This window comes from Aeromonas sp. MdU4 (assembly GCF_041929505.1).
GTDB lineage: Bacteria > Pseudomonadota > Gammaproteobacteria > Enterobacterales > Aeromonadaceae > Aeromonas.
Map to the genome: position 1 here is coordinate 70,079 of NZ_JBHFMW010000029.1, position 23,601 is coordinate 93,679.

A 23,601-nucleotide genomic window follows, 5' to 3' on the forward strand; every position below is an offset into this window, starting at 1 on the left:
GTTTTCCCTTGCGCGCGTTGTACCGGATTGGCTCTAAAGAATTCAAAACTGGAACAGGCAAGGTTACTTATGTCGGTAGAACTGCTGGTTAACGTTACCCCCTCTGAAACCCGCGTTGCTCTGGTCGAAAACGGTCTGCTGCAGGAAGTGCATGTAGAGCGTCAGGCCAAGCGCGGCATCGTGGGCAATATCTACAAAGGCAAAATCAGTCGGGTGCTGCCCGGCATGCAGGCGGCCTTCGTCGATATCGGCATGGACAAGGCGGCTTTCCTGCACGCTTCCGATATCGTCCCCCACACCGAGTGTGTGGCGGTGAAGGAGAAGGAGCAGTTCCAGGTCGGCAATATCGCCGAGCTGGTGCGTCAGGGACAGGACATCATGGTACAGGTGGTGAAAGATCCGCTGGGTACCAAGGGTGCCCGCCTCACCACCGATATCACCTTGCCCTCCCGTTATCTGGTCTTTATGCCGGGCAGCGCCCACGTCGGCGTCTCCCAGCGTATCGAGTCGGAAGCGGAGCGGGAGCGCCTCAAGCGCACCGTGGCCGGTTATGTGGATGATCTGGGTGGCTATATCATCCGCACTGCCGCCGAAGGGGTGGGGGAGCAGGAGCTGGAACAGGACGCTGCCTTCCTCAAGCGCCTGTGGCGCAAGATCCTCGAGCGCAAGCAGAAGTACCCGCCCTGCAAGATCCTCTACGAGGATCCCAGCCTGGCTTTCCGGGTGGTGCGTGACTTTGTCGGTGCTGAGCTCGACAAGATCCGGGTCGACTCGCGCCAGAGCTTCGATCAGCTCAAGCGCTTCACCGAGGAGTATGTGCCGGAGCTTGCCAACAAGCTGGAGTACTACCCCGGCGAGTCGCCGATCTTCGATCTCTACGATGTAGAGAACGAGATCCAGCGTGCGCTGGAGCGCAAGGTGGAGCTCAAATCCGGCGGCTACCTCATCATCGACCAGACCGAAGCCATGACCACGGTGGATATCAACACCGGTGCCTTCGTCGGCCATCGCAATCTGGAAGAGACCATCTTCAACACCAACGTCGAGGCGACGGCGGCCATCGCTCGTCACCTGCGCCTGCGCAACCTCGGCGGCATCATCATCATCGACTTCATCGACATGCAGTCCGAGGATCACCGCCGCCGGGTGCTGCATAGCCTGGAGCAGGCGCTGTCCAAAGATCGCGCCAAGACCAACGTCAATGGCTTCTCCCAGCTCGGTCTGGTGGAGATGACTCGCAAGCGCACCCGCGAGAGCCTTGAGCATGTGCTTTGCTCCGAGTGTCCCGAGTGCAAGGGGCGCGGTCGGGTCAAGACGGTGGAGTCGGTCTGCTTCGAGATCCTGCGGGAGATCATCCGGGTCAATCGTGCCTACGATGCGGATCAGTTCACCGTCTACGCGGCCCCGGCCGTGGCCGACTACCTCCATGGCGAGGAGTCCCACAGTCTGGCGGAGCTGGAAGTGTTCATCGGCAAGCAGGTGCGGGTAGTGAGCGAACCCCTCTGTGGTCAGGAGCAGTTCGACGTGGTGATGATGTAATTGGTCTATCGCTGGCTGAGTCGGGGCTGGTTGGCCCTGGGGGTCCTGTTCGTACTGATGGCCATGCTGGTCACCTTGGTACGGGTCGGGGGCCCTTTGCTGAATCAATACCGGGAGAGTCTGCTCAACACTCTGCTGGCAGATTCACAACTCAAGGTCAGCGTGGCGCAAGTGGGACTGGACTGGACACAATCAGGCCCAGCCCTCGAATTGCAAGGCATTGCCATTGCCCCGGATTCCAAACGTTACACCATCCAGCTTGGCAAGGCCTGGGTTCATCTCGACTTCTGGCGCACCGTCAACGAGCTCAAGCCGGTCTTTGGCGAGTTGATCCTGAGCGATGGCGACATCACTCTCGATTTCAGTCAGCCGACCAACAGCCGCGAGCCGGAGCGGGATCCCCAGCAGGGGGCGCTGCTGCGTTTTCTGCTGACCCAGCTTGCCACCTTTGATGTCCACAATACCCGGCTGAGTATTACCACTGCCCTCGGTGACTTGCGGGCGCTCGACATTGCCCAGTTGCACTGGCAGAACCGTGGCAAGCGTCATCAGGGGGTCGGCAAGGCCTATCTCATCAACGGGGTGGGCGAGAGTACCCTCGATCTGATCCTCGATGTGGAGGCCCCCGAGGCACGCCTCGATCGGCTCAAGGGGCAGCTCTATCTGGGGGCCCGCCAGCTTGATATCACGCCGACCCTAGCCAAAATCCATGCTGGTGAGCCCAAGGTCGCCGGTCAGCTCGACTTTCAGCTCTGGAGCGAGTTTGCCAACGGCCAGCTGGGCAATACCCTGCTGGCCTTTGGCCATAACTATCTGATCTGGAAAGATCCCAAGAAGCAGGAGCTGCATCGTCTCGGCCTCGATGGCGGCAAGATCCAGCTGCGTCGGGATGGCCAGAACTGGCAGCTGGCCAGCCACGATGTCATCTTCAAGCTTGACGAAAAACCCTGGCTGCACAGCAGGTTACAACTGGAGCGGATTGGCGACCGGGTACAGGGTTATGTGCCGCGCATCGACTTCGACAAGATCTCCCAGATGAGCCAGCTGGTCTCGGCGCTCTACCCCTCGCTCAGTGAAACCCTGCGTCAGACCAACCCTCAAGGCTCGCTGCAGGATCTGACCCTGCTGGCAGATGCCAACTGGCAGGATCTCTCCCTCAGTGGCCGCGCCGTCAACCTGCATCTCAACGCGTGGCGGGATGTGCCTGGTATGCAGGATCTTAACGGAGAGTTCTGGGTGACCCCAAAGGGGGGGAGTGCCAGGTTTGCCCTCGGCAAGGACAAGATCGATCCGGCTCGTCACTTCAAGGAACCGATCCCGGTTGACAGCTTCTCGGCTCGTCTCGACTGGTGGCGTGAGGCGCAAGGTTGGGTGCTCTACGGGCAGGATATCGCGCTGGATAACCCGGATCTGACCCTTGCCAGCCGTTTCCGCCTCGATCTGTTCGAGCACCCCTTTCTCGCCCTGACCGGCCGCATTGAGGTGAAGAACGCCGCTCATGCCGATCGCTACTTCCCGTTGCAGGCGATGGACAAGGGGCTGGTGGATTATCTGAGTGGCGCCATCAAGGGAGGCAAGGCCAAGGGGGCCGACCTGCTCTGGTATGGCGAGTTCAGGGATTTCCCCTACAGCAAGGGTGAGGGCATCTTCCAGGTGGCGGTGCCGCTGGAGCAGGCGACCTACGAATTCTTCCCCGGTTGGCAACCGCTCACCGACCTGCAGATCGACCTGCTATTCCAGAATGCCAGCCTCGATATGCGCAGCCGCTCGACCCGGCTTGGCAAGGCGAGCTCAGACTCGGTGCATGCCTGGATCCCGGATCTCTCCCCCGGCGCCCATCTCTATGTGGATGCCAAGGTAGAGGGCGAGGGCAAGGCCATCAGTGACTATTTGCAAGACTCGCCGCTGGGGGGCTCGGTTGGGCAGGCATTGCGGGAGATCGAGGTCCGTGGTCCGATGGCCGGTTCGGTCAAGCTCGATATTCCCCTTGATGGCACGGGTGAGGTCAAGGCGAGCGGCGACGCCACCTTCAGCAACAACAAGGTGCGGGTGGCCAGTCTGGATCTGCCGCTGGAGAAGGTGCAGGGACGGCTCGAATATGACAACCAGCAGACCCGCTTCAGCAACCTCAAGGCGAGCCTGTGGAATCAGCCGCTCACCCTCAACTATCAGGGGCGCCAGCATCCCGATCATTATCAGGTTGATCTGGACTTCAAAGGGCAGTGGGATAGCCGACGCCAGCCAGCTGCCATCTCCTCATACGGCATCCTCAACGGCCGCAGCAACTGGGGCGGCAAGCTGGGACTGACGCTGCCCGATGGCAAACCGTTCAGATTCCAGCTGGGTCTCGACTCCACTCTGCAGGGAATGGCGCTCGATCTGCCGCTGCCACTGGCCAAGAGCAGTTCCAGCCGCCTGCCGCTCACCGTGATCGCTCGCGGGCGGGATGGCAGTGCCGATATCCGCGCCGTGCTGGGGGTCGATGTGGATATGCAGACCCGACTGGTTTACGGCGAAGGGGTGCCTTATCTGAGCCGGGTACGGGTCGATGTGGGCCAGCCGGGGGCGCGGGTACTGCGTGATGTCCCTTTGCTGCTCGCCATCAATCAGCAGGAGGCCGATGTGGGCGGCTGGTTGGCGCGACTCAAGCAGTGGCTGCCCTCCGGCAATGCGCCGACCGGTACGGCTGTAGTTGGCCCCTCTTTCCTGCCGCAGGAGTGGTGGGTGGATGGTCAGTTGGCCCGCGCCTATATCGGTAGCGCCACCCTCAAGGCGGCACGCTTCACCGTGGGGCCGACCAATCAGGCGACCGAGGTGATGATCGACAGCCCCGACGTGATGGGGGTGATCCGCTTGCCGGCAGTAGCCAATCGTCCGGTGGATGCCAAGTTTGCCCGTATTTACTGGTCCGGCAAGAGTTCGGATCTCAGTCCGGATCCCGATGCAAAACAGGATAGTGCCATCATGGCCTCGATCCCCTGGCTGACATTCAGCTGTGTCGATTGCCGCTTTGGTGAGCTGCCGCTCGGCGAAGTGAAAGGTGAGCTGGTGCCGGGTGCCAACAAGGTGACCCTTAAAGGGCTGGATATGCGGCTGGCAGGCAGCCAGTTCACCGGGAGCGCCGACTGGCTGGCTGATGGCAACCGGATGGAGACCCGGGTCCGTGGCAAGCTGACCAGCAACAACAGCGAGCTGCTGCTCAAGCGGCTGGGCTACACCTCGCCCATTGGCGATGCGCCCGGCTCGCTCGCCTTTGATCTCAACTGGCAGGATGTGCCCTACCGGCCGAATCTCGCCACCCTGGGTGGCAGTGGCAACTATCAGCTGGAGGGCGGCACCCTGCGCGAGGTCAATGACAAGGGCGCCCGGCTGCTCTCCCTGCTCAGCCTCGACTCCCTGCTGCGCAAGCTGCGCCTCGATTTTCGCGATGTGTTCGACAAGGGCTTCTACTTTGAATCCATGTCCGCATCTGCCAAGATCGCCCAGGGGCAGGTTACAAATGACGACTTCTACATGAAGGGGGCGGCGGGCAATCTGCGCGGTGAGGGGATTGCCGATCTGGTGCGCTGGCGGCTCGATTACGAGCTGAGCTTCTCGCCCAATTTGGGCGGGACTCTGCCGGTCGTGGCGGCCTTCTCCATCACCCCGGTAACCGGCCTCTATGTGCTCGCACTCTCCAAGCTGCTGGAGCCGGTGGTGGATGTAGTGACCCGCATTGATTTTCGGGTCTCCGGCCCGCTTGATGACCCCAAGCTGATCGAGGCGGGACGCAACCGGGCTCGCATCAAGCTCAACCAGCAGCAGAAAGAGGCGGTCGATGCTGTGGCGCCCAAGTTGCCTGCGACCACGGCCAGCCCGTTGCTGCTGAATCCACAACCCGGGAGTCCACGCCAGCCCTGAGACTGGCAGTGTGACCCATCACAAGGAGTGATCCCATGACAAGGAGTGATGACCAGACGAACTTGCTTGCCATACCGCCACTGCAGCGGTCATTGGTGCAGGCGGTAGTGGCGTGTTTTGAACCTTGCGTTGAGGTGCTGGCGGCGGTAGTGATCGGCTCTTTGGCCAAAGGCAAGGTAGATCGGGTCTCTGATGTGGATGTGCTGTTTATGGTGGAACCCGGTTTTCATCGTGATGGGCAGCCCTGTATTGAGCGGTTTCTGGCGGGCAGAGAAGTGTTTCACTGTTGGCAGGGAGCCCATGGCAATCAGGGCTATTACTGGCGTTATATCTTTTATGATTTCACCAGCATCGAGATCCATTTGATCGATGTGAACGCAGATTTCCCTCTGGCTCGTCCATATCTGCCACTGTTCGATAAGAGCTCCTGCTTGCCAGCGCTGGAGGTGGCGGGACCGGCGCCCAGTCACTGGGATTTTCCAGCCTATATGGCTGAAGGCGACGGCTTGGTATGGGAACTGTTCGACTGCCTCAAGTGGGCTGAACGGGGTCAGCGTGGGCTGGTCAGGCATCATTTGCGCAAGCTGTTGGCCGAGATGGATAAAGATCCGGATATTGTGGATCGCGATTAACGCGGACAAGGAGAGTGTGATGTGGTTAGCCGCAATACAGCTGGTATCGGGCCGAAACTGGCAGGATAACCGGGAGCAGATCGCCGCCGAGCTGGCGGCCTTGCCCAAAGAGCGGCCACTGCTGGTGCTGCTGCCGGAGAACTTTGCCCTGTTTGGCGAACGGCAGGGTTATCTGGACGGTGCCGAGGCCATCGGTATGGGTTCTATCCAGCAGCAACTGGCCGAGTGGGCCCGTGGTTACGGCATCTGGCTGGTGGCCGGTGCGATGCCGACAACCATCGCCGGTTCCGACCATATCCATACCAGCTCGCTGGTGTTTGACCCAAGCGGCGAGCTCCAGGGCCACTACCACAAGATCCACCTGTTCGATGTGGATGTGGCGGACAATCACGGTCGCTACCGGGAGTCGGAGACCTTCAGCCCGGGTGATGCACCTGTGCTGGTGGACTCCCCCTTTGGCCCCCTTGGCCTCTCGATCTGTTATGATCTGCGCTTTCCCGAGCTTTACCGCCAGCTGGCCCGAGTCGGTGCCCGCGTGCTGCTGGTACCTGCTGCCTTTACTGCGGTGACCGGCGAGGCGCACTGGGAGCCGCTGCTGCGGGCCCGCGCCATCGAAAACCAGTGTTATGTGGTGGCTGCCAATCAGGGCGGCACCCACGAGACGGGGCGCCAGACCTGGGGCCACAGCATGGTGATCGACCCATGGGGCCGGGTGCTGGCCAGCAAAGAGTCCGGGCGTGGCACCATATTGGCGCAGATGGAGCCCGGATTTATCGACGAATTGCAGCGCACCATGCCAGTGCTGACCCATGCCCGTTTGTTGTGATGGTGTGGCTTGTTGCCAGCCAGTCGGCAAGACGATTTAAAACATCTCGTTACGAGAGTGGAGAAGAAGATTGAGTCTATTGAGCCAGGTTAGTGCCTCCCTGTTGGCCCCCAACGATCTTGACGAAGGGCGGTTACAGCAGTTGCTCGGCAGCCTGATGAGCCATCAGGTGGAGTTCGGCGACCTCTATTTCCAGCGCAGCTGGCACGAGTCCTGGATGCTGGAAGATGGCATCGTCAAGGATGGCAGCTACAACATCGATCAGGGGGTCGGGGTGCGCGCCGTCAGTGGCGAGAAGACCGGCTTTGCCTATTCCGACGAGCTGAGCCTGCTGGCCCTGCAACAGTCAGTGACTGCGGCCCGCGGCATCGCCGCTGCCGGTGCCCACGGCAAGGTGAAGGCGTGGGCTCGCACCGAAGCGAACCTGCTCTATCCAGCCATGGATCCGCTGCAGACCCTCGACAAGCACCAGAAAATCGCTCTGCTGGAGCAGATGGACAAGTTTGCCAGAAGTCTGGATCCCGCCATCAATCAGGTGATGGCCTCCATCAGCGGCGTCTATGAAGAGGTGCTGGTGGCCGCTACCGACGGCACCCTGGCTGCCGATATTCGCCCGCTGGTGCGGCTCTCGGTGACCGTGATTGCCGAGAAGGGCGATCGTCGCGAGCGCGGCAGTGCCGGTGGTGGTGGCCGCTTTGGTTACGACTGGTTCCTCGAATTGGACGGGCTGGAGAGCCGTGCCTTTGGCTATGTGCGCGAAGCGGTGCGTCAGGCGCTGGTCAACCTCGACGCCATCGACGCCCCGGCCGGTACCATGCCTGTGGTGCTCGGCGCCGGTTGGCCCGGCGTGCTGCTGCATGAGGCGGTGGGCCACGGTTTGGAGGGGGATTTCAACCGCAAGGGATCTTCCGCATTTGCTGGCCGCATCGGCGAGCAGGTGGCCTCCAAGCACTGCACCATCGTCGATGACGGCACCCTGCCGGGTCGGCGTGGCTCCGTCTCCATTGATGACGAGGGGACGCCGGGTGGCTACAACGTGCTGATCGAGAACGGCATCCTCAAGGGCTATCTGCAGGATAAGCAGAATGCCCGCCTGATGGGCGTGCCGCTCACCGGCAACGGCCGCCGCGAATCCTACGCCGCCATGCCGATGCCGCGCATGACCAACACCTACATGCTGGCGGGTCAGTACGATCCGGCCGAGATCATCGCCTCGGTGAAGAAGGGGATCTATGCCCCCAACTTCGGTGGCGGTCAGGTGGACATCACCTCCGGCAAGTTTGTCTTCTCCGCCTCCGAGGCTTACCTCATCGAGGATGGCAAGATCACCGCTCCCATCAAGGGCGCGACCCTGATCGGCAACGGCCCCGAGGCGATGAGTCAGGTCTCCATGGTGGGTAGCGATCTTGCGCTGGATCGCGGGGTTGGTATCTGCGGCAAGGAGGGGCAGAGCGTGCCGGTCGGTGTCGGCCAGCCCACCCTCAAACTGGATCAGCTCACCGTGGGCGGCACCCAGTAAGCTTCGCCGCAGAACAAGAACAGAGAGAAATCATGCTTACCCTGTCGAAAATATCCAATATCAGGAGCCAGCTATCCCCCAGCGAGCTCAAGATTGCCGACTATATCCTCTCCTGTCCGGAGCAGGTGACTGGCTTCTCCTCCCAGGAACTGGCCCTGCAGGCGGAGGTGAGCCAGTCAAGCATCGTGAAGTTCACCCAGAAGATCGGGTTCAAGGGCTTCACCGCCTTCAAGTTGGCGGTCAGCGAGGATCTGGGGCGCAAGCATGCCATCAAAACCGACAATGTCGGCGATCTCTACAATGGCATCGGGCGTGACGACGATCTGGAGACCATGGCCAAGAAGCTGGCGCAGGAGAAGATCAACTCCATTATCGAGACCACCCAAGCTATCGACAGCGAGGTCTTGATGCGAGTGCTTGACTCCATCGATCAGGCAGGCAGGGTGCAGTTGGTGGGGATTGGCGGTTCGGCACTGACCGCCAAGGATCTCTGGTACAAGCTGCTCAAGATCGGCGTGACCACCCTGTTCGCCCAGGATAGCCATGTGCAGATCTCCATTGCCCAGACCCTGGGACCGGGTGATGTGCAGCTGGTCATCTCCTACTCTGGTGCCAGCCGTGATGTACTGGCGGCCGCCGAGCTGGCCAAGCGCAATGGCGCCACCCTGATTGCAGTCACCTCGTTTCGGCAAACCCAGTTGCGCCAGATGGCTGACATGGTGCTGGATACGGTGGCGGAGGAGAACGAACTGCGTATCTCCTCCATTTCTTCTCGTACCGCCCAGAACACCATTACCGATATTCTGTTCCTCGGTCTGGTGCAGCGCAGAGACGATCGGGCTTGGGCCCTGATTGACGGTACCCGGGATGCCATCGACCGACTCAACAAGGAGTGAGGCCGGCTTTCCCGCAGCATCATCCGTACAACAAAAACCACCTGAACAGGTGGTTTTTTGTTGTCTGCTAGAGGCCAAGGGCCCAGCGGATAAAGGCTTTACGCCGCTTGGCATCGGCCGCCAGATAGAGTTCCCGCAGGGTGGCATCCGCCTGCTCCGGCGTAAGTGCCGAAGCTGTATGAGAGGTAGTTGCGGCTTGTGTTGCGAAAATGGGGTCCGAGCTCACTGTTGGCGTATGGCTTGCCAACAGGGCCTGGTAATCGGTGCCCAGACCATCCTGGCTGCGTGGCAGGGCTTGCAGTGTCAGCGGCTGTGATATGCCCTTGTCGTCACTCAGCCGCAGGGCCGGGCTGGCGGCAAACTGGCGGATAGCCGAGGAGCTGGTCAGCACCGGGGTGGTCAGTTGCAGCGTCCCTTGTGCTGGTGCTGTAAGGGTGACCAGTAGAGGAGCAGAGGTCACGCGTCCCGGGCTCTCGTTGGTGGATCGAGGGTCACTTGGGCTGTCAAAGCGCACCAGCAGTCGGGACTCTCCCGCCGGGAGATCAATGGTCCGGGTAAAGGCAGAGGGTTTGCCTTGTGGCGAGGCGAGCAGGGTGAGGTTGTCTGCCAGTTCCAGTCGGGCAGCCTGTACAGGCATTCCGAGCAGCAGGGCAAGCAGGGATGAGAGCAGCAAGGGAGAGAGCGGAGAGGATCGTCTCATCATAAGACTCCATAAAGGTGCCGGCCCGCAGGCCGGCAACAAGATCAAAATTCGTAGCGCAGGCCGAGGTGGTAGAAGCTCTCGCTGTTGCTGCTGCCGCCAAAGCTGGTGATGGTGCTGCCAGCCAGACCATCTTCACCGTTGCGGAACACATAGGCGCTGTAGAGGGACGAGCGAGGAGTGAGCTTGTATTGCAGCTCCAGCGTAGTATCGCGCAGTGCCATCTGGTCGCCACCCTCGTTGACGAGGTGACGATAGCCTGCGCGGGCCGCCCACTTTTGGTTGATGTCATACACAGCGGTCAGTTCCCACACCTTGTCTTCACTGTCGGCACGGCCGTCGCGATAGGTCACCTGATCCTTGCTATAGAGGGCGCCCAACATCAGAGGGCCGAGATAGTAGCGGGTACCGATCCCGGCGAAGCGATACTCATCGGCATTGGGATCGACCTTGCTGCCACTGCTCTGGGCGGCTTTGGTCTGCTGATACGCCACGACCGGAGCCAGTTTACCGGCATTGCCCAGATCGAAGGTGTAGCGCAGGGCGCCGTTGTATCCGTAATCAAGATCCGAGGTACCGTTACCAAGAATGTAGGCGAGCGAGAGATCCAGATTGCCGAGGGTGTTCTGGTACTGCAGGGTGCCATCCTGACGGAACACCTGCACGGCGGTTGAATCCACCTTGCTGGCCTGACGAGCCATGGAGACATCGGAGGCGGCAAACACATCGCCGATATCGGTGAACATGATGAGGCCGGAAGAGACACGCCCGCCGGTCACCTTGCCCCACTGGCCAGCGTCGATCCCGGCCCAGACGTAACGGGCAGTGAGGTCGCTGCTGTTCTTCTGCACGTTGTTGGCGTATTCGGCCGCATTAACCTGATATTGCGCCATGCCGATCACTGCGACATCGTCGTTGACGGTCTGGCGGGCGGTAAAGCCGATACGGCCATCGAAGTCACCCTGATCATTGCCGCTCTTCTTGTCGGAGATATTGAAGCCAAGACGGCCGTAGAGGTCGACGTTGGATCCATCGTCAGCCTGATAGATGACGGCAGCGTTGGCGGAACCTGCACCGAGCAGAGCGGGAAGAACCAGAGCAAGCATGGATTTTTTCATTTTTTATCGTTCCTGTATGGGCTCTGTGCCAGAGCCGGGATGAGTTAGGCCATGACCCCGATTGCTCGGGGCCAGACCTTGGCTATAAATCCGGAGGAGGGATTAACTCAGATCGACGTTCTTGCAGCCGAACATCAGGGTGAAGAGGTAGCCGCCGAGGTAGGCGACGGCGAGGCCGACGGCATAGACCATCATGCCGGGAAAGATCCCCTGGGCGGAAGTCATCAGCGGCAGGGCGACGATACCGGAGGGGCCAAAGACGGTGTTGAGACCAACCGGCAGACCCAGCCAGGAGATGAGGCCAACCACGAAGCCGCCCAGTGAACCGCCGCAGCATGCGGTGATGAAGGGTTTAACCCGTGGCAGGGTTACGCCGTAGATCAGTGGTTCACCCACTCCCAGAATGCCCGGGATGATGGTGCCTTTCACCTGAGTGCGCAGCAGTGAATCCTTGCCTGCCCGGCTGTAGAGCGCCAACGCAGCCCCTACCTGTCCGGCGCCAGCCAGCGCCAGGATGGGGAACAGGGAGTTGAAGCCCTGAGCATCCATCAGCGCAAAGTAGACGGGAACAAAGCCTTGGTGGATACCGAACATCACCGAGATGAGGAACAGACCGGCCAGAATGGCGGTGCCGAACGGGTTGCCATTGAGGTTGATGAAGAGCCAGGACATGCCGTTATAGAGCTGCACGCCGAGGGGCATGATCAGGATAAAGGTAACAGCACCCATGATCAGTAGGGTGATGCAGGAGGTGAGGATCATATCCAGACTGTCCGGCATGAAGCGGCGAACCTGACGCTCCACCGAGGCGCCTATGATGCAAGCGATCAACACGCCGATGATGTTGCCGCGCGGATCGATCTGGTGACCGAAGAAGTCGCTAATGCCGGAGTAGATCCCGCTGCTGGCTTGGGGGTCATACCCCATGACAAACAGGGAGGCGAGGATGGCGCCATTGACCCCAGATCCGCCAAACGCCTTCTGGGCGTTGTAGCCGATCAGGATGCTGAGGAAGCTGAACAATCCCTTGCTGAACAGCTTCATGTAGCCGACGAATTCGGCCAGCATGCCCCCTGTCTGCTGTCCTTCCAGCAACAGGGTCTGTTCGATCAGGGTGGCACAGCCGAGCAGCAGACCCGCAGCGATAAAACCGGGGATCAGCGGAGTGAAAATGGTGGCAAACTTGGCCAGGAAGCGGTGCGCCGCACTGCTCTGCTTCTGCTTCAGCGCCTGCTTGTTGGCGGCGGCGATGTCGCCAAGATCATTTGATTGTGGGCGGTGGGGATTCAGGGTACCCGCGTCAGCGCTCAGCATGCCGTTCATCATTTCGCAGGCAGTCTGGGCTTTGCCGGGGCCAAGCACGATCTGGAACTGGCTGTCGCTTTCAATTACCCCCATCACCCCGGCGATTCGTTTGATGGTATCGCGATCGGCATGCAGGCTATCCGCCAGGCTCAGCCGCAAGCGGGTCATACAGTGGCCACAGTTGGTGATGTTATCCCGGCCACCGATGGCCTGGATGAGCTGGCCAATCATGGTGTCAGTTATTTTTGCCATAAAGAACCCAGTCACTCTGATGTGATTTGAGGGGGCGGATGCCCCCGCTTATGTTGTTATCTTGTCGCCATTTCTGGCATGACCAATGCGTAATTGGCCCGATCAATCGGTGCACTTGCTGATAAAGCCGCCATTGCTCAGCAGTCGCTCGCGTGCTTCGCTGGCGGAGATGTTGGCCAGGATCATCACGATAGCGGTCTTGCAGTGGTTATCTGCGGCCGCAAGAGCCTGTTCTGCCGTGTTACGGTCACATTCGGTTGCTTCCATGACGATCCGCTTCTGGCGCTCCACCAGCTTGGCATTGGTCGCTTCCACATCCACCATCAGGTTGCCGTAGACCTTGCCAGTACGGATCATGGCGCCGGTAGAGAGCATATTGAGGATCAGCTTCTGGGCGGTACCTGCCTTCATGCGGGAGGAGCCTGTGACAATCTCGGGCCCGACCACGGCGACCATGCTGATGTCGGCCGCTTTGGCGAGCGGGCTGCCCGGATTGCAGCTGATACTGCACACCGTTGCCCCCAGACCCTTGGCATACTGCATGGCTCCCAGCACATAGGGTGTTCGTCCGCTGGCCGCGATACCCACCAGCACGTCGTTGGCACTGAACTGGATGTTTTTCAGATCGCTGGCACCTAGCTCTGTATCGTCTTCAGCATTTTCTACCGCCTGCAGAATGGCCTTGTGGCCTCCGGCAATCAGACCGACCACCAGTTCGGCAGAGACCCCGTAGGTGGGCGGGCATTCGCTGGCGTCCAGAATGCCAAGGCGCCCGGAGGTGCCTGCCCCGATGTAGATCAGGCGGCCACCCTTGCCAAATGCAGCAGCGATCGCATCGACCGCCTTGGCGATCTCTGGGAGCAACTGGCTTACCGCCACTGCAACTTGTTGATCTTCTTGATTGATGATCTGCAGCATATCCAGTGTCGGGAGCTGGTCGATCTCGATGCTGGCGGGGTTGCGGGTTTCAGTAATCATGCTTGATAGGTCAATGGTCATCGTGTCCTCTACTTCAGGTCGTCGCCATTCCCGGCGCAAATTATCTTTCTGGATACTGGTTATCATAAGGATTTTTGATTTTCGTTATGCGACTCGTGTCGCATAATTAATTATTCCATTTATATTTGTTTTAAAGCTAATAAAATTCCATCATGAGATTCATCAGTACAAACGGGGGGATGAAACTGGTGGGCATGCCGATCAGGCAGAAAACAAAAAGCCCCGGCCAGTTGGCCGGGGCTTGCGGGGGTGGGCAATCCGATATCAGTTGATGGATATGGCGCGGGCGTCGATGAAGTAGCGGGCCTTGCCCTGATTATCGATCTGGATCTTGGCGAGCAGCCGCTCTTGCCGCCTGTGTTCCCAGAGTTGCTCTACTTTGGCAAGGGCTGGATTGGCAACACCAAGTACGTTGAGGTACTCGTGAAACAGGCTATGGCTTCCAATCTCGGTCAGCATCTTGGTCATCGGGATACTCTTCTTAATTAAGTGGTGTTCGCCAGAGAAGATAGTCCTGCACAGCTGAATGCGTGCTGTATGAAAAACAAACAGCGAGGTGGCAGGTTTAAGTCACCACCATGGCGAGATGAGTCGTTGCGTGTGGGGGCACTGGTAACAAAAAGCCCCGGTCAGTTGGACCGGGGCTGGCAGGCTATTCGGGATCAGTTGACGGAAATGGCGCGGGCGTCGATGAAGTAGCGGGCGTTGCCCTGCTTGTCGATCTGGATCTTGGCAACCAGCTGCTCTTGCTCTTTATACTCCCAGCGTTGCTCGATCTTGGCGAGGGATGGGCTCGAAATCCCAACCACGTTCAGGTATTCATGAAACAGGCTATGGCTCCCTATTTCTGTCAGCATCTTATCCATCTGCATACTCTCCTGAAGTTGAGTGGGTATTCATCAACAAACCTATCAGCATCCGTCTGAACATAGTCTGTATGAAAAACACCCTAACTCATTTATGTGTCAATAACATGATCAGGAACAAGATCAGTGCAGATCGTCAGGGACTTTTTGATACCGTTTTCAATCACTGCTGGTGCGGCTTCGGCAGCTGATCAAAATGGCCTTCAATCTGCGGTAAATGAGGAGTTGTTTGAACCGAAGGCGTTCCATGGAATACCGGATCCTGAGCAACCTCTTTGATACCGTTTATGCAAAATTGCATGCCCATGCAGACCAGCAGGAAGCCCATGATGCGGGTCATGGCATCGATACCGGTGGCGCCGAGGATCTTGCAGACCGGGTCGGCCAGCTTGAGCACACCCCAGCTGATCACGCTCATCAGGGCGAATGCAGTCACCATGGCGCCGTAGATAGTAAGGCGGTCGTACTCGCTAGGCAGTTCGGCAATCTGGGCGGCGCCACTGATCACCAGTGCCATGGTGCCCGGGCCACACATGCTGGGCATGGTGAGCGGGACGAAGGCGATGTTCTGGTTGATATCGACGCCGCTGGCCTGGCTGGGGGCAGGGAACAGCATGCGAAAACCGATAAAGCCGATGATGAGACCACCAGCCAGGCGCAGGCCCGGGATGGAGATCCCGAACAGATCCAGAATCGAGGAGCCGATGAAGAAGGTGATGCAGAGGGTGCAGAAGAGATAGATAGCCGCCATGTTGACCTGGCGGCGCACATGTTCCCGCGACATCCCTTTGCTCAGCCCCAGCAGCAGGGTGGCCGTAGTGGGCGGGTTAACCATGGGTAGCAGTGCCAGCAAGGCAAGAAAAACAACCTGAAAGAACATGTTGAGCCTCGGATAACAGGAGTGAAGGGAAGTGATATGGATCAGGCGTTTGCCTGACTCAAGAGGGAGGCTATCTTAAGTTGGTCAGCCTGAACACCAGCAGTACAAAAAAGCCCCGAATCAGGTTCGGGGCTTTGGATCAGGCTGGTTGGGGCAGTTGTTGCCGCGCCGCGCGTTGCTGGAGCCAGAGCCAGAGTCCGATGGCAAAGCCCAGCAGCGCCAGACTCACCACATAGTGGGAGGGGGCCAGCACGTCATTCTTCATCCAGAGGGTTACCGCCATCGGGGTGAGGCCGCCGAAAATGGCGTAGGCCACATTGTAGGAGAATGACAGACCGGAGAAGCGCACCACCGGCGGAAACGCATTGACCATCACATAAGGCACAGCTCCGACAATCCCGACCGCAAACCCTGCCAGCATATAGAGCGGTATCAGCTGGTTCATGCCTGCCGCCAGCCCGTGATAGAAGGCGTAGCTGGAACCTGCCAGCAGCAGGGAACCCAGCATAAAGGTAAGGCCGCTACCCAGCAAATCGATCAGCCGACCATAGATGATGCAGCCGAGTGTCAGGGCGACGATCGCCAGCGAGTTGGCGGTCAGGGCATCGGTGGGGCTGATGCCATAGACCTTTTGCAGGTAGGTCGGGGTCATCAGGATCACCACTACGATGCCAGCGGAGAGCAGCCAGGTCAGCAGCATGGAGACCACCACGCTGCTCTTGTGGCTGCGCAGCACCGTCTTGAGGGGAAGCTCGTCGGCCAGTGCCTTGTTGGCCTGCATTTCGGCGAAGACCGGGGTCTCGTGCAGCCAGCGGCGCAGGTACATGGCGACGATCCCGAAGATGCCCCCCAGCAGGAAGGGGACTCGCCAGCCCCAATCGCTCACTTCCGCCGGAGTCAGGCTCTTGTTGACCGCGGTAGCGATGAGGGAGCCGAGCAGGATGCCTGCGGTCAGCCCGGCAGTCAGCGTGCCGCAAGCGACGCCGACCCGACGGGCAGGGACATGCTCTGCCACAAAGACCCAGGCACCCGGCACTTCACCGCCGATGGCGGCGCCTTGCAGGATACGCAGTCCCAGCAGGGCGATGGGGGCGCCGATGCCGAGCCCCGCATAGGTGGGCAGCAGACCGATCAGCAGGGTGGGCAGCGCCATCATGATGATGCTGAGGGTGAACATCCGCTTGCGACCGATAAGGTCGCCAAAGTGGGCCATGATGATGCCGCCCAGCGGGCGAGCCAGATAACCGGCGGCGAAGATGCCGAAGGTCTGGAACTGGCGCAACCACTCGGGAATGTCGGCCGGGAAGAACAGCTCGCCGATAACCACGGCGAAGAAGACGAAGATGATGAAGTCGTAAAATTCCAGCGCACCGCCGAGGGCGGCCAGACTCAGGGTTTTGTAATCCTGTCGGTTGAGGGGGCGACCGTGGTCGTATTGTTGTGTTGTTGTCGTCATATCCTTATGTTTCCCATCGCTTTTTTAGTTATTGTTCACCCCTGGTAGGGGGCTTGTGGCTGAGATCGAGAGTATGCTGCACGCCTCTTGTGTGTAAATTGCGCAATTCGCAACACAGTCTTGCATCTTATTTGGGGCAACCATTTTGGGAAAACCTGAGCGTCCCGCTGGCGGAGAAGTGATGGAAAAGAAACGGGTACTACTCTCCTGGAGCAGCGGCAAGGATTGTGCATGGGCCTTGCATCGGCTGCGGCAAGATCCCGCCATCGAGGTGGTGGGGTTGTTCACTACCCTTAATCAGGCATTCGAGCGGGTGGCGATGCACGGGGTGCGCAAGCAGCTTCTGACCGAACAGGCTGCCTGTGTCGGCCTGCCCCTCATTACCCTCGATCTGCCCTGGCCCTGCAGCAACGAGGATTACGCCCGTATCATGACCGGCTTCATTGCCGATGTGGTGGCACAGGGGATCCGTCACATGGCGTTTGGCGATCTGTTCCTTGAGGATGTAAGGGCTTACCGTGAAAAACAGCTGGCAGGCACCGGCATCGAGCCGATCTTTCCGCTGTGGGGCAGCAACACCCGGGAGCTGGCGCAGCAGATGATGGTGGCAGGGTTGAAAGCGAAGATCAGCACGCTGGATCCGACCAAGCTGGATGCCAGCCTGGGGGGCCACGATTTTGACGAGGCGCTGCTGGCGGCCTTGCCCGAGGGGGTTGACCCTTGTGGCGAGAACGGTGAGTTTCACACTCTGGCTTACGATGGCCCCATGTTCTCCCATCCACTCGGGATCCGGGTCGGTGAGACGGTGGTTCGTGACGGTTTTGTTTTTACCGATCTACTGCCACTCGGTGATTAATTTTTTATGGGGCAAGCGCTCCTTTTTTGCCAGTCTACTCACAGTTTACAGTGGGTGATACGGGCACTATCATCGCCCTCTTTTTTGATTGAAAATCACGGTACTTCCTTATGAAACACCTCTCTCGCCCAGCGCTGCTCGCTTCCTTGCTGGCTGCCGCTCTCTCTCTGCCCGCCGTAGCTGGTGGTGCCGCCACAGTTCAGCCGGTTCCTGCCGGTGTCACTACCGTTACGCTGGCCCAGCAGGCCCCGATTCACTGGGTATCCGTGGAGCAGATCGCCAAGAGCCTGGATGGTCTGCCCCCGATTGCGGTCGGTTTTGATATCGACGATACCCTGCTCTTCTCCAGCCCGGGTTTTTACCGTGGCAGGATGGAGTACTCCCCCAAGGATCAGAGCTATCTGAAAAATCCGGAGTTCTGGGAGAAGATGAACAACGGTTGGGATGAGTTCAGTATTCCGAAAGAGGTGGGCAAGGCCCTGATCGCGATGCACCTCAAGCGCGGTGATCACATCTACTTTGTTACCGGTCGTCCGGTCACCAAGACCGAGACCGTGACCAAGACGCTGCAGAAGACCATGAACATCCCGGATGCCCAGCTCAATCCGGTGATCTTTGCCGATGATCATCCTGGCCAGAACACCAAGGTGCAGTGGCTCAAGGATAAGAAGATGAAGATCTTCTACGGCGATTCTGATGGTGATATCAAAGCGGCGCAGGAGATTGGCGCTCGTGGCATCCGCCTGCTGCGGGCTGCTAACTCCAGCTACCAGCCAATGCCGCTGGCTGGCGCACTGGGTGAGGAAGTGATCATCAACTCCCAGTTCTGATCCCGTTCCGGTTCAGACAAGAAGGGCGAGTGTGTAGACACTCGCCCTTCTGTTTTTCTCATTTTGATGCCGGTACCGTTCAGTCGGCCCAGGGCATCTCGGGCAGGCTGTCGAGAAACTCGCCGTAGCGGGTCAGGTTGAAAGGACCTTGTTCGGCTTCCATCGCCATCAGTTCGGCACCGAGGGCACAGGCGATATATTGCAGCGCCTCTTCCCGTGGTGTGCCCTTCATCACCAGTCGCATCAGGGTCGCTTTCACCTGCAGTGGGTGACCGTCATTGAGCTGGTTTTCCACCATCTCCAGCAGCGCGTCCTCGTCAAAAAATTCCTGAGTATCGTTCATGGGATATCCGCAACAGTGAATGTGGCGGCCAGTATAGCCTGAATGGTGTTAACAACTTGAGCCAGAAGCGCACAAACAATCCGGTGCTGCAGCCATTTGTTACCCATAATTAGAAGGCGTTTGCCAAAGCAAACAGGTTAGAACACAGATAACAAGGATGGACACGCCTATGCCCACGATAGATTCCCTGCTGGCACAGCCGCATAACCTGCCAAAAATTCCTGAAGTGATGCGCGAACTTATTCAGACCTTCAACGAGAAGGAACCGGATCTGCTCAAGATCAGCAAGCAGATCAACAAGGACCCGGTCATCTCCGCCAAGCTGTTGCGCTTGGCCAACTCGGCCAAATTTGGCAGCAGTCGTCAGGTTGCCACCGTCAATGAAGCGGCAGTGCGGCTGGGGTTGGCGATGGTACGCAACATGGTACTTGCCTGCGGGTTGACCGAATCGGTTAATGCGGTGCCCGGCCTTGACCTTAAGCATTTCTGGGGCTGCGTGTTCAACGTAGCGGAGCTTGCCCGCCGTCTGGCAGTGAAAAAGGGTATGAAAGGGGAGGAGGTTTTTACCTGTGCACTGCTGCACGATCTCGGTCGATTGATCATGCATGTGGGGTTGCCGGAAAACACGGTTCATCACATCCATGACCTGGAGCAGCACAAGGGGCGGGCCAAGGCAGAAGAGCTGGTGGTCGGCTTCAACTATGCCCAGGTCGGGGCTGCCATGGCCAAGCTGTGGAAATTTCCAGACACCATCAGCAGTGCGGTGGAGTATCACTACAACCCTTTGTTAGCAAAGGAGTTTTCTACCGAGGCCGGCTTGATCCATCTGGCGATCGTGTTGGCTGCGCAATCCGATGTGGGTGAAGAAGCCCCACCAGAATGGCCAACCAAGGTCGCGGAGAAGCTGGGTCTCTCCTGGGCTGATTGTGCCGCCCAGTTCACAGCGCTGCGTGAGCAGGGCAACGGTTATGCCGGGTTGCTCGCTGCCTGAGCTAACGTTGCCAAGTACAACAGGGGTCGCCGCGCGGCCCCTTTTTCATGGTTGATGAACCGGCAGGCTTGCCAGCCAGAGAGGCGCGGGGCACTCTTTGCCCTTCACTTTCCGTTTGAGAGCCCTTGCCATGATTGCCTCCTCCCGCCTGATCCTGCGCGAAATGATCGCCACCGACGCCCCCTTCATTCTTGAGCTGCTCAATGATGCCGACTTTCATCGTTACATCGGTGATCGGGGGATCCGCACGCTGGAGCAGGCGCAGGAGTATATCCAGCAGGGACCGGCGGTGAGCTATGCCCGTCATGGTCACGGCCTCTATCTGGTCGAGCGCAGGGAAGATGGCGCGAGCCTCGGTATCTGCGGTCTTATCAAGCGCGACAGCTTGCCCCGTGAAGATATCGGCTACGCCTTCCTGCCGCAATATCGCGGGCAGGGCTACGCCATTGAAGCTGCGCAGGCTGCTCTGGCCGATGGCAAAAGTCGGCTGGGGATCGGGCAGGTAGTCGCCATCGTCACGCCGGGGAATGAACGCTCCATCGGCCTGTTGGCCAAGCTGGGGCTGGTTCGTAGCCGCCTGGTCAAGTTGAGCGAAGATGCTGACGAGTGCCTGCTGTTGGAACAAGCGCAGTGATGGCACTCAGGGACATTGGAACCCTTGTCGATGTAGCAGCGCCTTGCTCTCCCGCATTCGGGGATAAGTGTCCCATTTTGTAAGATCTTGCCAGCCAGTCCATCAAATATGAGTTTTTGGGAGTTACTGCTCCGTAAGCGAGACGCGCCTGACGGGACCAGCCCTGCATAGTAGGCACACTGGTTTCACCGTCATCGGAGCAATGGACATGAGAACTCCCAATATCACCTTTATCGGCGCAGGGTCGACCATCTTTGTGAAGAACATCCTGGGCGATGTGTTTCACAAACCGGCCCTGAAAAACGCCAACATATCCCTGATGGACATAGATCCGCAGCGGCTGGAAGAGTCCCAGATTGTGGTGCGCAAGCTGATGGATTCCAGCGGTGCCAAGGGGCAGCTCAACTGTCATACCGAGCTGAAACCTGCGCTCGCTGGCGCCAATTTCGTGATCGTTGCCTTCCAGATTGGCGGCTATGAGCCCTGTACCGTGACCGATTTCGAGGTGTGCAAACGCCACGGTCTGGAGCAAACCATTGCCGATACGCTTGGGCCCGGCGGCATCATGCGGGCACTGCGCACCATTCCCCATTTGTGGCGGGTGTGTGAGGTAATGAGCGAGGTATGCCCCGACGCCACTATGCTCAACTACGTCAACCCGATGGCGATGAACACCTGGGCCATGTATCAACAGTTTCCCCATATCAAGCAGGTGGGGCTCTGTCACTCGGTTCAGGGAACTGCGCACGAGCTGGCCCGCGATCTCGACATCGATCCGGCGACCTTGCGTTACCGCTGCGCCGGCATCAACCACATGGCGTTCTATCTGACCCTCGAGCGTCAGCTGGAGAGCGGCGAATTCGTCAATCTCTATCCCGAGCTGCTGGCCGCCTATGAAGCGGGGAGTGCGCCCAAGCCCGGCCTGCACCACAACCAGCGTTGCCAGAATCTGGTGCGTTACGAGCTGTTCAAGAAGTTTGGCTACTTCGTTACCGAATCCTCCGAACACTTTGCCGAGTACACCCCCTACTTCATCAAGCCGGGGCGGCCCGATCTCATCGAGCGCTACAAGGTGCCGCTCGACGAGTATCCCAAGCGCTGCGTCGAACAGATTGCCCGCTGGCAGGATGATCTCACTGCCTATCGTCAGGCCGAACGGGTCGAGGTGCCCGAATCGAACGAGTATGCGAGCGTCATCATCAACTCGCTCTGGAGCGGCGAGCCCAGCGTCATCTATGGCAACGTCAGAAACGACGGTCTCATCACCAACCTGCCGGATGGTTGCTGTGTGGAGGTGCCCTGTCTGGTCGATGCCAACGGCATCCAGCCCACCGCCATCGGCCGTCTGCCAACCCATCTGGCTGCATTGATGAGCACCAACATCAACGTGCAGGCGCTGGTCACCGAGGCGATCACCGAGCGCAAGCGGGAAAGCATTTATCATGCTGCCCTGCTCGATCCCCACACTGCCGCAGTGCTTGGCATGGATGAGATCTACGCCCTGATCGACGAACTGATTGAAGCCCACCGCGGCTGGTTGCCTGAGTGGATTCACGGCTGAGCAAGAGCCCCCTGCGGGGGGCTTAACCCCCAAGGAGATAAACCATGAGCGTCTCGCTGAAAACCAAGTTGAGCTATGGCTTCGGGGCCTTCGGCAAGGATTTTGCCATCGGCATCGTCTACATGTATCTGATGTTTTACTACACGGATGTGGTGGGGGTATCGGCTGCGGCGGTCGGTACCATCTTTCTCATCGCCCGGATCTGGGATGCCGTCAATGACCCCATCATGGGGTGGATCGTTGACAACACTCGCAGCCGTTGGGGCAAGTTCAAACCCTGGATCCTGATCGGCACTGTGGTCAACTCCATCGCCCTGGTGATGGTGTTCAGTGCCCACAACTTCGAAGGTACCACCCTGATCGCCTATGTGGCCGTGACCTACATCCTGTGGGGCATGACCTATACCCTGATGGATATTCCCTTCTGGTCGCTGGTGCCAACGCTGACCCTCGACAAGCGCGAGCGTGAGGAGCTGGTGCCCTATCCCCGCTTCTTTGCCAGTCTGGCCTGGCTTATTACCGGTGCCATTGGTCTTCAGGTGGTGGATTACTTCGGGCAGGGGGATAAGGCCCACGGCTTCTTCATGTTCACCTTTATCCTGGTCGCCTTCTTCCTGGTCTCGACCCTGGTCACCCTGCGCAATGTGAAGGAGCGCTACAGCTCGGCAGCGACCCCTACTGTCAGCCAGCAACGCACCTCCATCATCGATACGGTCAAGCTTATTTTCCGCAACGACCAGCTCACCAGCGTGCTGTTTATGGCGCTCTGCTACAACGTGGCTTACAACACCATCACCGCCTTCGCTATCTACTACTTCACCTATGTCATCGGACGTGAGGATCTCTTCCCCAGCTACATGATGTACTCCGGTGTGGCGAATCTGATCACCCTGATGGTCTTCCCCCGTCTGGTTGGTTTTATCTCGCGCCGGGTATTGTGGGCTCTTGCCTCCCTCAGTCCGATCCTGAGCTGCCTGACCCTGCTCTATGTCGGTCTGTACGATACCCAGAACGTGCCGCTGATCGCGCTCTCCGGCATCCTGCTCAATATAGGTACCGCTCTGTTCTGGGTGCTGCAGGTGATCATGGTCGCTGATACGGTCGACTACGGTGAGTACAAGCTGGGCACCCGCAACGAGAGTATCGCCTACTCGGTGCAGACCATGGTGGTCAAGGCTGGTTCAGCTTTTGCCGGCTTCTTCATCGGCATCATGCTGACTCTGGTCGGTTATGTCCCCAATGCGGTGCAAAGTGCCGAAACCCTGCTGGGTATGCAGGCCATCATGGTGGTGCTGCCGGCCATCTTCTTTGCCCTGACTCTGTTCGTTTACTTCCGCTTCTACAAGCTCAACGGTCAGTACCAGGCCAAGGTGGTGGATCATCTGATGAGCAAATATGAACCCGAGAGTGCCGAGGCGGAATCTCCCCGGGCGGTCGCCAGCTAATCTCTTTCACCCATAGCGCCGACCTTCGGGTCGGCGTTCATCATCAAAGGAGT

General features: G+C 59.0%; 21 protein-coding genes. 12 read left to right on the forward strand and 9 right to left on the reverse strand.

Going from position 1 to position 23,601, the window contains the following annotated elements; genetic code table 11:
- The first annotated feature begins 69 nt into the window (after positions 1-69).
- The 6 genes from rng (at position 70) to ACE1BR_RS17530 (ending at position 9,312) form a co-directional block, all read left to right on the forward strand.
- A complete protein-coding gene (rng, locus tag ACE1BR_RS17505) occupies positions 70-1,539 on the forward strand; it encodes a ribonuclease G (protein WP_374872489.1) in 1,470 nt (489 codons plus the stop codon).
- The gene (locus tag ACE1BR_RS17510) at positions 1,540-5,439 is read left to right on the forward strand and encodes a YhdP family protein (RefSeq protein WP_374872491.1); all 3,900 of its coding nucleotides are present in this window, start codon (positions 1,540-1,542) and stop codon (positions 5,437-5,439) included.
- 35 nt (positions 5,440-5,474) lie between these two features.
- The gene (locus tag ACE1BR_RS17515; protein WP_374872493.1) at positions 5,475-6,071 is read left to right on the forward strand and encodes a nucleotidyltransferase domain-containing protein; all 597 of its coding nucleotides are present in this window, start codon (positions 5,475-5,477) and stop codon (positions 6,069-6,071) included.
- A gap of 19 nt (positions 6,072-6,090) precedes the next feature.
- Positions 6,091-6,897, forward strand: coding sequence for a carbon-nitrogen hydrolase family protein (locus ACE1BR_RS17520; RefSeq protein ID WP_374872495.1), 807 nt, complete (start codon positions 6,091-6,093; stop codon positions 6,895-6,897).
- 70 nt (positions 6,898-6,967) lie between these two features.
- Positions 6,968-8,416 (forward strand): metalloprotease TldD, encoded by a 1,449-nt coding sequence (gene tldD, locus ACE1BR_RS17525; RefSeq protein WP_162516844.1) that lies wholly within the window; start codon positions 6,968-6,970, stop codon positions 8,414-8,416.
- A 32-nt stretch (positions 8,417-8,448) separates the two neighbouring features.
- Positions 8,449-9,312, forward strand: a complete 864-nt coding sequence (locus ACE1BR_RS17530) for an SIS domain-containing protein (protein ID WP_374872497.1) — start codon at positions 8,449-8,451, stop codon at positions 9,310-9,312.
- Positions 9,313-9,379: 67 nt separating this feature from the next.
- On the opposite strand, the gene ACE1BR_RS17535 is transcribed toward ACE1BR_RS17530, so the two are convergent.
- From ACE1BR_RS17535 to ACE1BR_RS17570, 8 genes are all read right to left on the reverse strand, one after another.
- Positions 9,380-10,012: a DUF2057 domain-containing protein gene (locus ACE1BR_RS17535; protein WP_374872499.1), complete on the reverse strand. Its 633-nt coding sequence runs from the start codon at positions 10,010-10,012 to the stop codon at positions 9,380-9,382.
- A 44-nt stretch (positions 10,013-10,056) separates the two neighbouring features.
- Positions 10,057-11,130 carry a porin gene (locus ACE1BR_RS17540; protein ID WP_374872501.1) on the reverse strand — a complete coding sequence of 358 codons (1,074 nt, stop codon included), beginning with the start codon at positions 11,128-11,130 and terminating at the stop codon, positions 10,057-10,059.
- 102 nt (positions 11,131-11,232) lie between these two features.
- Entirely contained in the window at positions 11,233-12,687 is a 1,455-nt protein-coding gene (gene murP, locus ACE1BR_RS17545; RefSeq protein ID WP_374872503.1) for a PTS N-acetylmuramic acid transporter subunit IIBC, read from the reverse strand.
- A gap of 102 nt (positions 12,688-12,789) precedes the next feature.
- Complete coding sequence (gene murQ, locus ACE1BR_RS17550; RefSeq protein WP_374872505.1) at positions 12,790-13,686, reverse strand: N-acetylmuramic acid 6-phosphate etherase; 897 nt, start codon at positions 13,684-13,686, stop codon at positions 12,790-12,792.
- A 264-nt stretch (positions 13,687-13,950) separates the two neighbouring features.
- Positions 13,951-14,154, reverse strand: coding sequence for a hypothetical protein (locus ACE1BR_RS17555; RefSeq protein ID WP_374872507.1), 204 nt, complete (start codon positions 14,152-14,154; stop codon positions 13,951-13,953).
- Positions 14,155-14,348: 194 nt separating this feature from the next.
- Positions 14,349-14,552 carry a hypothetical protein gene (locus ACE1BR_RS17560; RefSeq protein WP_374872509.1) on the reverse strand — a complete coding sequence of 68 codons (204 nt, stop codon included), beginning with the start codon at positions 14,550-14,552 and terminating at the stop codon, positions 14,349-14,351.
- Between the two features lie 163 nt (positions 14,553-14,715).
- Positions 14,716-15,432, reverse strand: coding sequence for a MarC family NAAT transporter (locus tag ACE1BR_RS17565; RefSeq protein ID WP_374872511.1), 717 nt, complete (start codon positions 15,430-15,432; stop codon positions 14,716-14,718).
- A gap of 139 nt (positions 15,433-15,571) precedes the next feature.
- Positions 15,572-16,888 carry an MFS transporter gene (locus ACE1BR_RS17570; protein WP_374872513.1) on the reverse strand — a complete coding sequence of 439 codons (1,317 nt, stop codon included), beginning with the start codon at positions 16,886-16,888 and terminating at the stop codon, positions 15,572-15,574.
- Positions 16,889-17,069: 181 nt separating this feature from the next.
- Between ACE1BR_RS17570 and ACE1BR_RS17575 the strand changes: the two genes are divergently transcribed.
- Positions 17,070-17,744, forward strand: coding sequence for an ATP-binding protein (locus ACE1BR_RS17575; protein WP_374872515.1), 675 nt, complete (start codon positions 17,070-17,072; stop codon positions 17,742-17,744).
- A gap of 110 nt (positions 17,745-17,854) precedes the next feature.
- Positions 17,855-18,574 carry an acid phosphatase AphA gene (aphA, locus tag ACE1BR_RS17580; protein ID WP_374872517.1) on the forward strand — a complete coding sequence of 240 codons (720 nt, stop codon included), beginning with the start codon at positions 17,855-17,857 and terminating at the stop codon, positions 18,572-18,574.
- A gap of 79 nt (positions 18,575-18,653) precedes the next feature.
- Here the strand turns inward: aphA and ACE1BR_RS17585 are convergent, their stop codons facing one another.
- Positions 18,654-18,917: a hypothetical protein gene (locus tag ACE1BR_RS17585; RefSeq protein ID WP_374872519.1), complete on the reverse strand. Its 264-nt coding sequence runs from the start codon at positions 18,915-18,917 to the stop codon at positions 18,654-18,656.
- Positions 18,918-19,086: 169 nt separating this feature from the next.
- On the opposite strand from ACE1BR_RS17585, the gene ACE1BR_RS17590 reads away from it, so the two are divergent.
- The 4 genes from ACE1BR_RS17590 (at position 19,087) to melB (ending at position 23,548) form a co-directional block, all read left to right on the forward strand.
- Positions 19,087-19,908, forward strand: a complete 822-nt coding sequence (locus tag ACE1BR_RS17590; protein ID WP_374872521.1) for an HDOD domain-containing protein — start codon at positions 19,087-19,089, stop codon at positions 19,906-19,908.
- Between the two features lie 130 nt (positions 19,909-20,038).
- Positions 20,039-20,542: a GNAT family N-acetyltransferase gene (locus ACE1BR_RS17595; RefSeq protein WP_374872523.1), complete on the forward strand. Its 504-nt coding sequence runs from the start codon at positions 20,039-20,041 to the stop codon at positions 20,540-20,542.
- A gap of 208 nt (positions 20,543-20,750) precedes the next feature.
- On the forward strand, positions 20,751-22,103 hold the full coding sequence (locus ACE1BR_RS17600) for an alpha-glucosidase/alpha-galactosidase (RefSeq protein WP_042032231.1): 1,353 nt from the start codon (positions 20,751-20,753) through the stop codon (positions 22,101-22,103).
- A gap of 44 nt (positions 22,104-22,147) precedes the next feature.
- Entirely contained in the window at positions 22,148-23,548 is a 1,401-nt protein-coding gene (melB, locus tag ACE1BR_RS17605; protein WP_374872525.1) for a melibiose:sodium transporter MelB, read from the forward strand.
- The last annotated feature ends 53 nt before the right edge of the window (positions 23,549-23,601 follow it).